Genomic DNA, 14,834 nt, shown 5'->3' on the forward strand with positions numbered 1-14,834 from the left:
CACCCTGGTTCAGTCCTAGAGATTTTTTCTCTGGGGCTTTTGTTTTTTTTAGGCAATTAGTCCGGATTAGGTTCATGAGGATAGGAAGAAAGAAATGGTAGATGCACCCTGGTTCAGTCCTAGAGATTTTTTCTCTGGGGCTTTTGTTTTTTTTAGGCAATTAGTCCGGATTAGGTTCATGGGGATAGGAAGAAAGAAATGGTAGATGCACCCTGGTTCAGTCCTAGAGATTTTTTCTCTGGGACTTTTATTATGTGTCATTGGTCATTTGTAGAATTATAAAGTTTAAACTCAAATCTTACACCATCCGCTAAAAAATTTTTTAATAGATTTTGCGTTTTTTCCGCTCCCTCTGCTCCCAGACGTGCCATGGCACGTCTCTACAACCCCAGCTTCCCCAGCTCCCCCAGCTCCCCCAGCTTCCCCAGCTCCCCCTGCTCCCCCTGCTTTTAGCGTTAAGTTGACACCAATGACCCCTGTGTTACTCAGAAACTGTATCCCATTGCTGATTTTCTGGTGGTACAACATCGGGTAGAGGACGACGGAACCAATAGAGCCATGCTAAACCTGCCAATCCTAAGAGAATTGACACTAAGCTGACTATTTGGGCAATGCGTAAAGGTCCCACCATGAGGCTATCCGTTCGCAATCCTTCAATCCAAATGCGACCTGCACTATAACCCACCAGATAGATGAGCGCCAATGTTCCCACTTTCAGGTGTGGTTTCCGTTTCAAATCCCGAAAAAATAAGGTGATCAGTATCACAAAAATCAATACATTCCACAACGACTCATAAAGAAACGTGGGATGGAAGTACTGATAATTCATGTACCCTGGAGGGCGCTGTTGGGGAGGAATATAAAGTTTCCACGGCAAATTTGTGGGACTACCAAAGGCTTCTGAATTAAAGAAATTTCCCCAACGTCCAATAGCTTGCCCCAAAATCAGCGAAGGAACAACCAAATCAGCTAATAACCAAACCGATAGTTTCTGAACACGGGCAAAAATGATCGTGGCGACAAGTCCCCCCAAAATAGCACCGTGAATCGCGATACCGCCTTTCCAAATTGCAATAATATCTTCCGGGCGTTGGGCGTATTGTTCCCACTCAAACAAGACATAGTACAGTCTGGCACAGGGAATTGCCGCAATCACTAGCCAGATTGCCAAATCAGCGATCGCGTTTGGGTCAACATTACGACGTTTGGCTAAATATTGGGACAGACTGACTCCAATTAATACGGCTGAAGCAATTAATAAACCGTACCACCGGATAGTCAGTGGTCCTAGCTTCACCAGAATCGGTCCTGGAGAGGCAAATTGAAACGCCAGGATCAGGGAAGGTATGGCTTGCAGCATTTGAGTATAGCGGAGAGTGAATTAAAAATAGTCAATGTATTCGCCTGAGTTTCCAGGCTCAACTCTACCATCCCATTGTTCCGGCTCCACCTTTGAATGGTCCGACAATATCTTTGGTGATCCATCCCCCGTAGAAGTCCCCTGGCTGGGATTGAACTAACTCATCATCGACATAGCAGGCGTCCATTTTACTGGCGTAAAAGCTAAAATGGTCTTTGATTGAGGAAAACTCTGGGGTTGGTTCAGGATAATACCAGCCAGCATTGGCAGCCCGCTTGTCACCCACCACAACGTCGGCGTATCCAGCCATTCCCTTCCATTCGCAAAAACTTTTACGCTCTGTCTTAGGAAGGTGTTCTAGCTTGATGTCTTCCGGTGGGATGTAATAGCTGGGAGGATGGCTCGTTTCCAATACCCGTTTTGCCCGTCGGGTGTCTGCGATCGCAATCCCGTTAAAGATTACCCGAATATGCTTTGTTGTCTCCTCTAGGCGTGGAGGACGTGGGTAATCCCAGACAGATTCTTGACCAGGTTCTGGAGTAATACGATTGGGTTTCACGGTTTAGCTGTGTTCTCTAATCAGACGGTAGATTCGATGCTGTTGGCTTATGTGTTGCTAATGTTACCAGTTTTTCGGAAAATTTTCTAATCAATACTCAATCTTATCAAGTTTGGGCAGTTCCATACTCTGGCAAGTAATCGACCGATGGCGTTGACCAATATTTTCATCACTCAAAGACTTAAACAAATCCTAACTTTTTCGATGTCTGTCATATCTCCAATTAATCGCTGTAAAGGAGGAGGCAGTTCTTTAATCAGAGTTGGCACAGCAAAAATCTGCTCTTTCTCTAAACGTTCTGGATTTTCATAGATGTCAATTACTTCCAGTTCATAACGTCCTTTTAAGTATTTTTCACAGATAATTTTTAGGTTTTTAACAGCTTGTATGGACTTGAAATTATTATGAGCAACATACAAACGTAAAACATAAGTTTCTACCTCCAGATTTTCCAGCGCCTCGAAACTTGATTGAGAGTTGTCAATGAACTCCAGCGGATTCTCGTTTTTTTCAAAATTATTCATTACGCTCTGTTTTACCTCCCGATAATACCAATTTAGTCATTGTACCGTGACTTCCTCAAAAGCTCGCTACACTACGCTCCATTTTTTTATTCCGGATTACGTATTACGTATATTTATTTATTCCTATTCTCAAGTCTCTCTAGAATCAGAATGACGTAGCTGCGCCCGTATTTGCCGATCCTGTATCAGTGTATTCTCCCGCAACTTCTCTTGCTGAATCATTTGTTCGATTTCTTCTTTTTGAGTTTCAAATTCAGCTTGCAAGGCTTGAATCTGAACTTCCATAATCTGGCGTTTGCGTTCGACTTCATGCTGCTTACGTTCAATGGCTTGTCTGCGAACCAATGCTTCTGCTTTTTCTTGCGCTTCTTGTATGGTTCGTGCGGTTCCCGCCATGACACCACTGGCTCCCAAATACACATCAACTAATTGCACTCCCCTATCTGTCAAACGGAATTCACGGACTTGATGAGAATGTTTCATCCCGCGAGATTTCAGGACATAAAGTAAGCGATTGCGTTCGCCGCCACTTTCTTCATCCCGCAACAACAACCACGTATCCATTAACGAGGAAATGCCCAGATCTGTCTGTTCCTGGGGATTGCCGCCTAAATTGAGATGGGTTAAAACCGTGGTAATTTGGTGCGTTTTAAAGAAATCAATCAGACGCATCATAAATGATTTCACTTGCATAGAGTTGCCGATATCCGTCAGATTTGATATGGGATCGATGATGACAACGGTGGGTTTAAAATCATTGACAAAATGATGAATTTTGACTAGATGAGTCTCTAACCCATAAAAGGTGGGACGCATCGCTTTAATTTTTAATAAACCCTTATGTACAGATGGCTCCAAATCAATGCCAATTGATCGCATATTGCGGATAATCTGACTAGCCGATTCCTCGAATGCAAAGTAGAGACATCGTTCTCCTCGCAAGCAAGTTGCCTCGGCGAAATGGGCGCAAAGCGAACTCTTTCCTGTTCCCGCTGTACCGGAAATCAAAATACTGCTCCCACGAAAATATCCTTCACCTCCCAGCATGGTATCTAAGCGATCAACACCGGTGGATATTCGCTCATTGGATACCTGATAATCTAGCCCCACAGAGGTAAGGGGTAATACAGAAATGCCGTCTTCTTCAATTAAGAAGGGATATTCATTTGTACCGTGTCTGGAACCGCGATATTTGACAATATGTAACCGTCGTGTTGCCAGTTCATTGATAATCCGTTGATTGAGGAAGATGACACAATCAGAAACGTATTCTTCTAAACTTTGACGGGTGAGGGTATTTTGACCACTTTCACCCGTAATAATCGCCGTCACTCCTTTTTCCTTAAGCCAAAGAAACAGTCGCCGCAATTCAGAACGCACGATCGCATTATTTTGCAATCCGGCAAACAAAGCCTCTAAGCTGTCTAAGGCAACTCGCTTGGCGTTAATTGAGTCAATGGCATAGCCAAGACGAATAAACAAGGCTTCGAGATCATATTCACCTGTTTCCTGAATCTGAGTACGATCAATATGCACATAATGAATCGCTAGCTTCTTTTGATCGGCTAATGCTGGTAAATCCCAACCGAGGGAGGCGACATTCTGCGTCAGTTCCTCTGGCGACTCTTCAAAGGACATGAAAACACCCGGTTCCTCGTACTCCATGGCGCCGCGTACCAGAAATTCCATTGCCATGAGTGTCTTACCACAGCCTGCTTGACCGCAAACTAATGTGGGACGCCCTTGAGGTAATCCGCCATTGGTAATTTCATCAAGTCCTTGGATGCCAGTTGGACATTTGATCAGTTTGGGTTTTTTTGTCATTCGTCTTGTGTCATTCGTCTTATGTCATAATCAAGGGAGCGAGAAGCAAGCTACGTCTTATGGAAGGGTTTGAGGAAGATTTACATCAATTAATATAGTAGGATTTATTTTCACCAACCTAACTTAGAGAGAATTTGGCTATCTTTTGATTAGAGCAATAATTGAGTTAATTTATTCTTTATTAATTTTATCCCGACGGTTCCCCACTCCAACTCCTACTGAGGCGGTAGAATCAGATCTAAACCCGACGGCTTCACTCTCATTTCTATTCCCGCTAATGTTCTTGACAAAATAAACAATCTGTGGAATCAAAGAATCATCAGACTTATGGCTTATCCCGTCACCCCGTCCCTCCATTCTCCCGTCTCCCCAGAAAATCTTCAGCAAGATGTAAGCAATACACCCCTATTAGGGGCAAGTTTCGCCGAGTTAACCCAGTGGGTACAACAGCAAGGACAACCCGCCTATCGGGGGCGCCAGCTTCATAACTGGATTTATCAAAAAGGGGCGCGATCGCTAAGTGAGATTTCGGTCTTTTCCAAGTCATGGCGAGAGGCTTTAGTTGATGTCCCCATTGGTCGCTCTACTTTACATTATCGCTCTCAGGCTCCCGATCGCACGGTTAAATATTTGCTGCGGTTGGCAGATGGCAATATTATCGAAACAGTAGGGATTCCCACCGCTAATCGGTTAACGGTTTGTGTCTCCTCCCAAGTCGGTTGTCCCATGGCGTGTGACTTTTGCGCGACGGGGAAAGGCGGATTTACCCGGAATCTCCAACGTCATGAGATTGTTGATCAAGTTTTGACGGTTCAGGAAGATTTTGGGCAACGGGTGAGTAATGTTGTATTTATGGGTATGGGAGAACCCTTACTCAATTTAGAGACGGTTCTCGCTGCGGTGCAATCCCTCAATCAGGATATTGGCATCGGTATGCGATCGCTAACTATCTCCACCGTAGGCATTCGCGATCGCATCCGTCAACTGGCAGAGCATAAACTGCAACTGACATTTGCCGTCAGTCTCCACGCTTCTAATCAGCAACTGCGCGAACAACTGATTCCCAGTGCTAAACACTATCCTTTAGCCGATTTACTACAGGAATGTCGGGATTATGTCAAGATAACCGGACGCCGAGTCACCTTTGAATATATCCTATTGGCAGGACTCAATGACCAGCCCGAACATGGAATAGAATTAGCTCAACACCTACGCGGGTTTCAGAGTCACGTTAATTTGATTCCCTACAATCCCATCAGCGAAGTGGATTATCAGCGTCCTAGTCCCCGCCGGATTCAAGCCTTTGTTGAGACCTTAGAACAGCATAACATTGCCGTCAGCGTGCGTCGTCCTCGCGGTTTAGAAAAAGACGCCGCTTGTGGACAATTAAGGGCTTCTACGGTTTGATAAAAGAAAGGCAGAGGGTAATTCGCTAACTAGGATTCGTCGCCAGTTTAAATCCCAGGGCTTTTTTCTTCATCGTCTGGAAAATATTATAAAAGCCATTAGCACGAGAGGGGGTTAAGCTGACATTTAACCCCGTTTCTTGGATAAACTCTGGGGAAACGTTGATAATTTCATCTGGGGGAAGTCCATTCAACCCTTCAATCAACAGCGCGACTAGCCCTTTGACTAACTGGGCATCTGAATCCCCTTGATACCATACCTTTCCATCTTCTAGGTTGGCACTGATGTAAACCTGAGAGACGCAGCCTTGTACTTTATTTTCCGGCGTTTTGTCCGCTTCTGGCATATCCTGAAGCTTCTTGGCATACAACAGAAGCTGTTCATACCGTTGTTTAGGATTCGTCCGTCGCTTAAATCGCTGCACAATTTTGGCGAGGGAATCGGGTAGAGGGGTTGAGGTTGATGACATACCCAGTATTCAAGACCTACTGTTCACATTTATCCTAACAAGACTTATGCCATTCTACTCATGCAACCCAGAAAACAGAAGTCAATCCTTAGTCAGGGCGGGTTTAGTTACATCTGGGTGAGGTCAAAAACGATAGTAGTGAAACCCGCCCCTACTTGGTTAGGGCGGGTTTTGCACAAACGTTATCATCAATAGCGACAAGAGATTCCCTAAACCTGCCCCTACACACTCAACACTGTTGGCTAATCGAGTTTCCGTTATTCTAGATCACTTAACCGCGAGTGGTATTCCAAAGCAAATTGTGGACAATCTCTACTGGCTGGATCAGATTCAACCGTCACAACGTTCCCTTGTGGGAGAGAAAGCCTTCGGCTTGAGTCAACTTGAGCAACAAGGTTATCCGGTTATTCCTGGTTTTGTCATCCCAGCGATCGCGTTTTGGCAAGTAATCGCTTCTTTAAGTCAATCTGAACCGTTGTTAGCCGATTTACCTCAATCCTCGTTATACGTGAATGTTGATAATCCCCGTCAGTTGCAACAGGTTGCCCAACATATTCGCCAAGGGATTACCTCTGCCACTGTACCAGAAGGTTGGCGATCGCAGATTCTCGATGCGGTTGAAACTCTAGACGCCCCAGCCCTGATTTTACAGCCATCTGTATCATTTCCCGATGTGCGATCGCACCTTCAGATGTCCACCCATCAGGTTAACCGCGAGGATTGGGTAGAGTCTGCGCCAATTCCAGAACTTTTGGCATCTCATTATTGCCGCAAACACCCGGATGCTCTGATCCATACCTTAAAGCAAGTGTGGGCAGAACTGTTTCGAGCCAAAAGCCTATTTTACTGGCAACGTGTTGGGATGGGACTCGATCAGATTAATTTAGCGGTTCTGGTACAACCGATCTATGAAACGGTTGCTTCTGGTGTCCTCCAAGCGCAATCCGATATCTGGCAAATCCAAGCCGTTTGGGGACTGGGTATGGCGATTACTCAGGGCAAAGTATTACCAGATACCTATCAAATCGCAATTCCTACCCATCACGTTCTGCTCGCGTTACGGGGAAATAAAACCCTGGCTTATTATCTTAACCCCAAACCGACAGGACATACCGTGCAAGCTTATCCCCTCACTCAAGGAGAACAGCAGCAGTTTGTTTTGGACGATAACGCTTGGCAACAGATTATGGCGTTATCCGGAAAACTGCAAACGCAATTCAATCCCCCCTTTTCTTTTGACTGGACTCTTTGTAAAATTCCAAACACTCCAGAATCTCAACTGTACGTGACTCAATTTCGCCCTCAGTCTGCTTCTTCCTCTCAACCCTTCCTATCCCAACCTCAGCCACTGCGAGGATTACCGGCGGCGTCTGGACAAGTAACAGCCGTGGCACAAGTGATGGTTGGGGAGGAGCCAGATTGGCAGGCTATCCCCCCGGATCGGATTTTAGTGACTCAAACGATTGCTCCCGATTGGTTACCGATGTTAAAACAAGCCGCAGGTGTGGTAACAGAACAGGGGGGAATGACGAGTCATGGGGCAATTGTGGCTAGGGAATTGGGGATTCCGGCGGTGGTTAGTGTCCCTGGGATTACCCAATTGGTAAAAACTGGGGAGGTACTGTTGGTTGATGGCGATCGCGGCGAAATTCAACGTTTAGCCAGGGATGCCGCAGAACAGGTAGAAGCAGCCGATGTCACGTCTCAGAAGCGGAAAACTCTTGCTGATGCCCCATCACAGAGGGAGTATAACCGATTTCCCATTGCTACTCAATTGTTGGTGAATCTCAGCCAAACTCAATCTCTGGAACGAATTCGGGATTTACCGATTGATGGAATTGGCTTATTGCGATCGGAATTGATGATTTTGGAGGTGTTGGATAATCAACCCCCCCAGGAATGGTTGCGACAGGGGCGCAAACAGGAGTTAGTTACCCGCCTTGCTCAATTAATCAGGGAGTTTGCGGCGGCGTTGATGCCACGAGCTGTATTTTATCGCTCTCTGGATTGGGGCGAAGCGGAATTGATCCATGGGGATAAGTCGGATATGACGGGTTCGACGTTACCCGTGGTGAATGGGATGTTGGGGCGACGGGGGACTTATCGCTATTTACATGATCCGACGAGTTTTGATTTGGAACTGGCGGCGTTACACCAGCTTTATGCTCAAGGGTATAGTAATGTTCAGCTCATCTTGCCTTTTGTGCGAACAGTTGAAGAGTTTGCCTTTTGTCGCCGTCGGGTGGAACAAGCGGGATTAATGGATAATCATCACTTTCAACTTTGGATTATGGCAGAAGTGCCATCGGTACTGTTTTTACTGCCGGATTATGTTAAGGCGGGTGTGCAGGGAATCTCGATTGGGACGAATGATCTGACGCAATTGTTATTAGCCGCCGATCGCAATTTGGGGGAGTTGGGTTCAAGTTTAGATGGACGTCATCCCGCTGTCATGGGAGCGATTAAGCAATTGATTGATATGGCAAAGGTGGCGGGTATTCCTTGTGCAATATGTGGTCAAGCCCCAGCCCAGTATCCGGAATTAGTTACATCTTTGGTGGAATGGGGGATTCAGTCTATTTCTGTGGATGTGAATGATGTCGAAGCGACTTATCACGCGATCGCTCGCGCAGAACAACGGTTACTTTTAGCCGCTGCACGGCGCTCTTTACAAGAGTAATTCTACCTTCCCAATAACTACAGGTCTGATAGACGAATTCTATACTTGATCCAAGATTATATCCGAAAAAAATCAATTCATCCCTTGACTTTTGTTGCCTTTTTAGGTATTTTTATATCATGGGAAAATGTGCGCTCCTATAAACCCCTTAACGACATTCAAGGTCAAGAAAGAGCGCTCAATCAGCCAGTATTCAAGACAGTGCCAATGCCATTCTTAAAGCCAAACTGAAAGGTGGGTGTGAAAAAGCGATTGCCATTGCCTGGTATAGCAGTAGACACATCGATTAGGACTTTCCGAACTGTTGTAGAGACGTTGCATGCAACGTCTCTACCATAAGATGCGTCCTAACCGCTATGGCGATTGTTATAATTGATGTTTACGGATATGCTTATTAGTTATTCAATATCGATTTGACGAGGGGGTGTCACGGTTTCATCTTTCAGGGTTCTTTGACCCGTTTTGGCATAAAATTTATATTGTTCAAGAATAATTTTTGCCAGTTCAGATAGAGGAATTTCGTGTCCCTCCAGCTTACGTTTCAGGTAATATTTAAGAGACTCGATATAAGCTAAACCCAGTGCCAAGGTTAGTGCGGCGGCGGTGGAGGCGGAGATTGCACCGCCCACAATTGTCCCAGCACCGGGTATCATTTTAAGTAAGTTCGCCGCGATCGCTCTGCCAACGGTTGCCACGCCGCCAACCCCGACAATCGTCGAGAGTACGGTGCTGGTAAAGGCGCGGTCAAAGGGTAAGCCAAAGATAGCCGTGATATTCGCCAGCATCACAGTTTGCATGGTGACTAATATCGGTGCATCAGAAAAGGGAATCGGAGATGCACCGATTAATGCAGAACCCGCTACATATCCACTCACATATTTAAACGCCTCACTGGATTTTAAGGTAATATTGCGCGTCTGTTCTCTGAGAAAAGCCTTGCGTGCTTCGGTAGACAGAAGGTTAGCCGTTACTTCAACCAGATGATCTAAACCATGGACTTTAATCGTATAATCATCATCGATGGGTTTAGGCTCAGCGAGAACCGCCACAACCTGACAAACAGGTAAATTTTTACTATCCAAGAAGACTTGAAACTCACTGCGCTTTCGGGTTAAAGTTTGGGTTAAGACTAAAATAATTGGTACATCTTGTAGATTTAGCCTATTCAGCCATTCTGCTTCAACTTGATCAAACCGTCCCGCCTCATGTTCTAAACAGTACCAAATTACATGAATATGTTCTTTAGCCGCTTGTAACCGTTGCGTTTCAATGAGTTCTGCTACATCTAAGCGCACCTGTTGAATCTGTTCTGGATTGAGTTCGAGTCCGGGTGTATCATAAACCGTAATCGGACAGCCTTTTTTCCGGTAGCGTCGGATGGTTTGGGTAACCGGATAACCAACCCCCGTTTCGGCTAGACGAGATTGGAAAATAGCATTAATCAGCGTACTTTTGCCCACACCCGTTTTGCCAATTACCAATACATTACACTGTCCGGTGTCCTTTCCGGCATCTTCGTAGGCTTCGCTCATTTTATCCAAAAGCTGATCAACTGAAAAATCCTCTGCCATTCCCTCCTCATTCCTTGGTCGTTGTCTGGGATAGAACGACGCTATCCACTGCTTTATTAGTGTATCAAGTCCTGCGATCGCGCTTCGTGCTTATCTACAATAGGGCTTACGGATAGGGAGAGGATACCTGATGACAACGGTAACAGCCAAAACTAAAATTACCTGGGAGAAGCTACCCGATGATTTCCCCTTACCGGATGAACCAGGAGATAATATTGATCAACCAAGATTAGCCGCCGCGTTGAGCGACAGTTAATTGGTGCAGTCTGTGCAATGGCTATGGGCACACAAAGATGATCCAAATATAGTCAAGAGTGCCCACGCCCAAATGGGTCACACGATTTTACCGCAAATGTTGAGTGCGGTACAGGGTTTCAGTCAGGCGGTGCAGTCTACTGTTACCAGTTTGGTTAACCAGGCAGTGCAACTGAGCGAAGCGGTGCTGGGATTGCTAGGAGGAATTACTGGAGTACCCTTGTTAAGTGCGGCACAGTCTTTAGTGCAGGCTGTGTCGAACGGTGTCAAGGATCTAGTGACTTGAGGGCAGGAGTCATTCCAAGCTGCTGCTAAAGGTGTACAGGAAGCGTTTGTCAAAATTAAGGCAAAAGAAGAAGAAGCTCACCCCTGAGACGCAGCAATTCTTTAAAGATAACCCAGAGCTATGGCGCGTCTATGCCAACATGGACCCTGATGTACGCAAGGTGCTTACTTTGTGTAATAGTCCGTGTATTCCATCAGGCGCGACAGCAGTACAGGAAGATCGCATTAAAGCTTTTCTGAGTAGCTCTGGTTTGCCTGGAGATCATCCTGGACTGAAGAAGTACTTCCACGATGCAGCAGACCTTGATGCAGCTATTAATAAGATTGATGAGCTGGCAGGTAAACTTGATAAAAACGTGCTGGATTCGCTGCTGGATGACCTCGGCGGCGTGAATGATTTAGTGAAGCTGCTGGATGATGTCGGTGGGGTAGATGATCTTGTACTCCTACTGGATAGCGTGACCGACGTGGATCAGTTGAAGCGACTACTAACTGCGGTAGGTAGTGATGTGAAGCCGTAGGCAAGAAAAAGTAAGCAGAGGACATCATGACTGTCGAGGTCACTTTTTGTGTGAACATTAACAGGGATTTATGCGTGAGTGAGGAAGAAATAAACGCGAATTTTGACACCTTTCGCTTAGAACTGCTGGAGGATGGAAACTATTATGGGGAAGTTCTTAACGGAGCAGTTGTTATCAGTTCTCCGGGGCAGCCTGATATCCGTGTCGAAGATGAATTGGAAGCCACTGTCCATAATCTTTGCTTCCAATTTATTCCAGACTTAGTAGCTGAGAAACACATTGTTGTCACATATTTTCGTTATTACGGCTATCTAAGACTAGATCCAGAAGGTGATTATGTACTCCTCTCAGGTGATTCTGTCCCAATGGTCAGGATTTTACGCGATGAATTAGCTCCGGCACTGTATAATTGTGGGCTGAGATTTATTAAATTTTGGCGTCGGCTCAGAGATGATCCTGCCTATGAAGAAATTTTCCAAGATTTTGAGGGGCTAGCTGAAGTAGCACGGCAATCCCTGGAAAGTAAAAAACTTAAGATTGGATTAAGTGATTGAGTTGCTTTAAAATAGGCTAAACCCATAATGAAAGATAGAAACTCAGACTAACTAAGGGGAGCAAGATGCTCCCACTACGCACAATTGGGATACACCTCATCCCAACTGAGTTATTTAACCCGTTCCATCTCCTTAACCGCAGGTCCGTGGAGAATTTGTCCATCACAGCTAAAACGGGAACCGTGACAGGGACAATCCCAACTCTTCTCAGCGCTATTCCAGTTAACAATACAGCCTAAGTGAGGACAAACGGCGGAAACCGCATGAATTGAACCCTTTTCATCCCGGTAAGCGGCGACTTTGTTCCCATCAAGGGTGAGCAGTTTCCCTTCCCCTTTGCTAACATCAGCGAAAGAGGAGTTATCTAATCCCTTCAAGCGATCGCCAATCCAATGCTTACCCACATCCAGGTTCTCTTTGAGCGAGGTTTCCGAGATAAAGGGAGTGGCGCGAGTAGCGTCATAAAGATTTGCCCAGGGATTGGATTGTCCTAAAATCAGATCAGACAGGATCATCCCCGATAGGGTACTCTTAGTCATACCCCAGAGACTAAATCCCGTGGCGACGTAAATATGATTGTTTACCGGGGTCAATTTGCCAATGTAGGGTAACTTATCAAAAGACACCATATCCTGGGTTGACCAGCGATACTCGAAGGTATCAATGCCAAAATAGGTGCGACCATACTCTTCTAAGCGCAGATACCGTTCCTCTGTCTGGGTGAGTGTACCCGTTTTATGACTCTCGCCACCAATCAGTAAGAGTACACCGTCATTGTAGGGCGTCGTCCGCAGCGATCGATAATGCTCACCGACACCAATAAACATCCCATCGGGTGCTTTGGCTGGATCAATCGAGGCGGCGACAATATAAGAACGTTTCGGATAAGCTTTAGCAAAGAAGAGTCCCTGATCCAGAATGGGTAAATTTGTCGTGACAATAACATCTTTGGCTTTAAGTACCCCCCGAGTCGTTTTAACTTGACAAGGGCTATCTTCATCAACGCCTTCAACTCGCGTATCATCAAATAAATAGCTACCATTACCCGGAATCGTTCTAGCCAGATGGAGCAAATATTTCCGGGCGTGAAACTGCGCTTGATTTTCAAATTTAACCGCTCCCGCAATCGGAAAGGGGAGTGAGGTATCTTTCACAAAAGAAGCAGGAAGTCCCAATTTTACCGCCGCTTCCACTTCGGCTTCAATTTTACTCAAATTTTCTGGAGAATCGGCAAAGGTGTAGGCACTTTGACGGCTAAAATCGCAATCAATCTGTTCATCTTTGACCAGTTGAGCCACCTGCTCAATCGCCGCCTGGTTAGACTCTCCATAAAGGCGAGCTTTGTCTTCCCCGAATTGCTGAATTAGATCGGCATAGATTAACTGGTGCAGCGAAGTTATCTTTGCCGTTGTATGACCACTTACCCCCATGGCAACTCGTTGAGATTCAATCACAGCAACGGTTTTACCCGCACGTTTTAAGAGTGTTGCAGCGGTTAATCCAGCCATTCCCCCACCCACAATCGCCACATCGACGACTAGATTATTGATAAAGGGAGAAAATGTAGAGGTTGGGGTTGAATCAATCCAAAATGAAGTGGGTTTTCCAGCAATTAAAGTCATGGGTTTATAAAATTATGCGGTATTGTCCTACTGTAATTGAGGACTAGGACTAGCCTTCATCTATCTGCGGGTGGAAGAAAAGACAATTGATGTTTCTTAGCTCAAATGATCAGGTATCAGGTTTGAGTCGAATGATCATCACCCCGGTGGGAATCAGCCTGTTGGCTGGGTGCTAAAAGCAGGGGGAGCAATAAAGAATGGCGTAGCACAGCTAAGATGGTGGAATAGATGATCCTGTTGGTTAATTAACTAGGGGAAAGACCCCTCCCTAACCTTCCCCTTGTCAAGGGAGGGAACTCGAAGTTAATTTATACTATCTTGTTGTCCATAATAATTCATGGCTTATCGACCATTCAACTGACCAACCTACTCCACTAAATCATGGAAATTTTGAGCATTCTCCTATCAGGGTTACTCACGCTGGTTTCCCCTCCGGGTTTAATTATCGATCGCGTGGTGGAAAATGTCCTGAGTTCTCAATTGCAGAAAGTCGAACAGCTCGATGTTCGGATTGACAATACACCGAATTACCGAGCTTTGCAAGGGAAACTCGAACAAGTCCGTATCGCCGGTCGAGGGTTATGGTTGACGCCAGAAATTCGGATTGATGCTCTGGAGGTAGAAACTGATCCGATTAATCTGGATATAAAACGTTTAAGACAGGAGGGTCAAACCTCTCCCTTAGCATCATTGCGTCAACCGTTACAAGCAGGGGTGCGTTTGGTTTTCACCGAATCAGATCTCAACCAGATGCTTCAGTCTGCACGAGTAACGGCAAAATTGCAACAACTGGGTAGTCGTCTATCGGGAGATACCGCACAGCGTTACCAGTTTCTCAATCCTCAATTAGAGTTGCTGGGAAATAATCGCCTGCGTTTCCAAGTGGATGCGGTGGAAGGGAATCGTCAATCCCTAGCCATCGTTGTGGAATCCGGATTGGGGATTGAAGCCGGAAATCGTTTGCAACTGATTGAACCAAAGGTTACCGTGGATGGTCAAGCGCTTCCGTCTCGCTTAGTTGAAGGGTTCGCCAGGAGATTAAGCGAAAGCGTCAATCTCCGTAGCTTGGAAGATGCTGGTATTACTGTCAGACTCTTACAATTAGAGATAGATAATCAGGATCTACAGGTAGCAGCATTTGTGCGAGCTGATGTACCACCAGGGGACTAGAACGTCGGTTAACAAGAAACCGATGCAACGTCT

Annotated in this window: 13 protein-coding genes and 1 pseudogene; 7 read left to right on the top strand and 7 right to left on the bottom strand. The window is 45.7% G+C overall.

What is annotated here, in order from left to right; all coding sequences use genetic code 11:
• Positions 1 to 481: 481 nt before the first annotated feature.
• The 4 genes from lgt to kaiC form a co-directional block, all read right to left on the bottom strand.
• Entirely contained in the window at positions 482 to 1,360 is an 879-nt protein-coding gene (gene lgt, locus ACLGGO_RS22270) for a prolipoprotein diacylglyceryl transferase (protein WP_446420948.1), read from the bottom strand.
• A gap of 64 nt (positions 1,361 to 1,424) precedes the next feature.
• The gene (locus tag ACLGGO_RS22275) at positions 1,425 to 1,919 is read right to left on the bottom strand and encodes a DUF427 domain-containing protein (RefSeq protein WP_446357477.1); all 495 of its coding nucleotides are present in this window, start codon (positions 1,917 to 1,919) and stop codon (positions 1,425 to 1,427) included.
• Between the two features lie 173 nt (positions 1,920 to 2,092).
• A complete protein-coding gene (locus tag ACLGGO_RS22280; RefSeq protein ID WP_446339027.1) occupies positions 2,093 to 2,443 on the bottom strand; it encodes a circadian clock KaiB family protein in 351 nt (116 codons plus the stop codon).
• A 129-nt stretch (positions 2,444 to 2,572) separates the two neighbouring features.
• On the bottom strand, positions 2,573 to 4,267 hold the full coding sequence (gene kaiC / locus ACLGGO_RS22285) for a circadian clock protein KaiC (RefSeq protein WP_446420949.1): 1,695 nt from the start codon (positions 4,265 to 4,267) through the stop codon (positions 2,573 to 2,575).
• Positions 4,268 to 4,594: 327 nt separating this feature from the next.
• Here kaiC and rlmN point away from each other — a divergent pair, with 327 nt between their 5' ends.
• A complete protein-coding gene (gene rlmN, locus ACLGGO_RS22290; RefSeq protein WP_446420950.1) occupies positions 4,595 to 5,674 on the top strand; it encodes a 23S rRNA (adenine(2503)-C(2))-methyltransferase RlmN in 1,080 nt (359 codons plus the stop codon).
• A 25-nt stretch (positions 5,675 to 5,699) separates the two neighbouring features.
• On the opposite strand, the gene ACLGGO_RS22295 is transcribed toward rlmN, so the two are convergent.
• Positions 5,700 to 6,143 carry a SufE family protein gene (locus ACLGGO_RS22295; RefSeq protein WP_446339024.1) on the bottom strand — a complete coding sequence of 148 codons (444 nt, stop codon included), beginning with the start codon at positions 6,141 to 6,143 and terminating at the stop codon, positions 5,700 to 5,702.
• 238 nt (positions 6,144 to 6,381) lie between these two features.
• On the opposite strand from ACLGGO_RS22295, the gene ACLGGO_RS22300 reads away from it, so the two are divergent.
• On the top strand, positions 6,382 to 8,823 hold the full coding sequence (locus ACLGGO_RS22300; RefSeq protein ID WP_446420951.1) for a putative PEP-binding protein: 2,442 nt from the start codon (positions 6,382 to 6,384) through the stop codon (positions 8,821 to 8,823).
• Positions 8,824 to 9,221: 398 nt separating this feature from the next.
• On the opposite strand, the gene ACLGGO_RS22305 is transcribed toward ACLGGO_RS22300, so the two are convergent.
• On the bottom strand, positions 9,222 to 10,394 hold the full coding sequence (locus ACLGGO_RS22305) for a GTPase (protein WP_446420952.1): 1,173 nt from the start codon (positions 10,392 to 10,394) through the stop codon (positions 9,222 to 9,224).
• A 130-nt stretch (positions 10,395 to 10,524) separates the two neighbouring features.
• Between ACLGGO_RS22305 and ACLGGO_RS22310 the strand changes: the two are divergent.
• The 4 genes and pseudogenes from ACLGGO_RS22310 to ACLGGO_RS22325 all read left to right on the top strand — a co-directional run.
• Positions 10,525 to 10,647, top strand: a pseudogene (locus ACLGGO_RS22310) (Uma2 family endonuclease); the annotation flags it as partial.
• A gap of 6 nt (positions 10,648 to 10,653) precedes the next feature.
• Positions 10,654 to 10,935, top strand: a complete 282-nt coding sequence (locus tag ACLGGO_RS22315) for a hypothetical protein (protein ID WP_446420953.1) — start codon at positions 10,654 to 10,656, stop codon at positions 10,933 to 10,935.
• A 46-nt stretch (positions 10,936 to 10,981) separates the two neighbouring features.
• On the top strand, positions 10,982 to 11,455 hold the full coding sequence (locus tag ACLGGO_RS22320) for a hypothetical protein (protein WP_446420954.1): 474 nt from the start codon (positions 10,982 to 10,984) through the stop codon (positions 11,453 to 11,455).
• 26 nt (positions 11,456 to 11,481) lie between these two features.
• Positions 11,482 to 12,009, top strand: a complete 528-nt coding sequence (locus ACLGGO_RS22325; protein ID WP_446339019.1) for a hypothetical protein — start codon at positions 11,482 to 11,484, stop codon at positions 12,007 to 12,009.
• 110 nt (positions 12,010 to 12,119) lie between these two features.
• On the opposite strand, the gene ACLGGO_RS22330 is transcribed toward ACLGGO_RS22325, so the two are convergent.
• Positions 12,120 to 13,631 carry an FAD-dependent oxidoreductase gene (locus ACLGGO_RS22330; protein ID WP_446420955.1) on the bottom strand — a complete coding sequence of 504 codons (1,512 nt, stop codon included), beginning with the start codon at positions 13,629 to 13,631 and terminating at the stop codon, positions 12,120 to 12,122.
• A 381-nt stretch (positions 13,632 to 14,012) separates the two neighbouring features.
• Here ACLGGO_RS22330 and ACLGGO_RS22335 point away from each other — a divergent pair, with 381 nt between their 5' ends.
• Positions 14,013 to 14,801: an LmeA family phospholipid-binding protein gene (locus ACLGGO_RS22335; RefSeq protein WP_446339017.1), complete on the top strand. Its 789-nt coding sequence runs from the start codon at positions 14,013 to 14,015 to the stop codon at positions 14,799 to 14,801.
• Positions 14,802 to 14,834: the final 33 nt, after the last annotated feature.

This window comes from Coleofasciculus sp., from assembly GCF_046565525.1.
In the GTDB taxonomy this organism is placed as follows: domain Bacteria; phylum Cyanobacteriota; class Cyanobacteriia; order Cyanobacteriales; family Coleofasciculaceae; genus Coleofasciculus.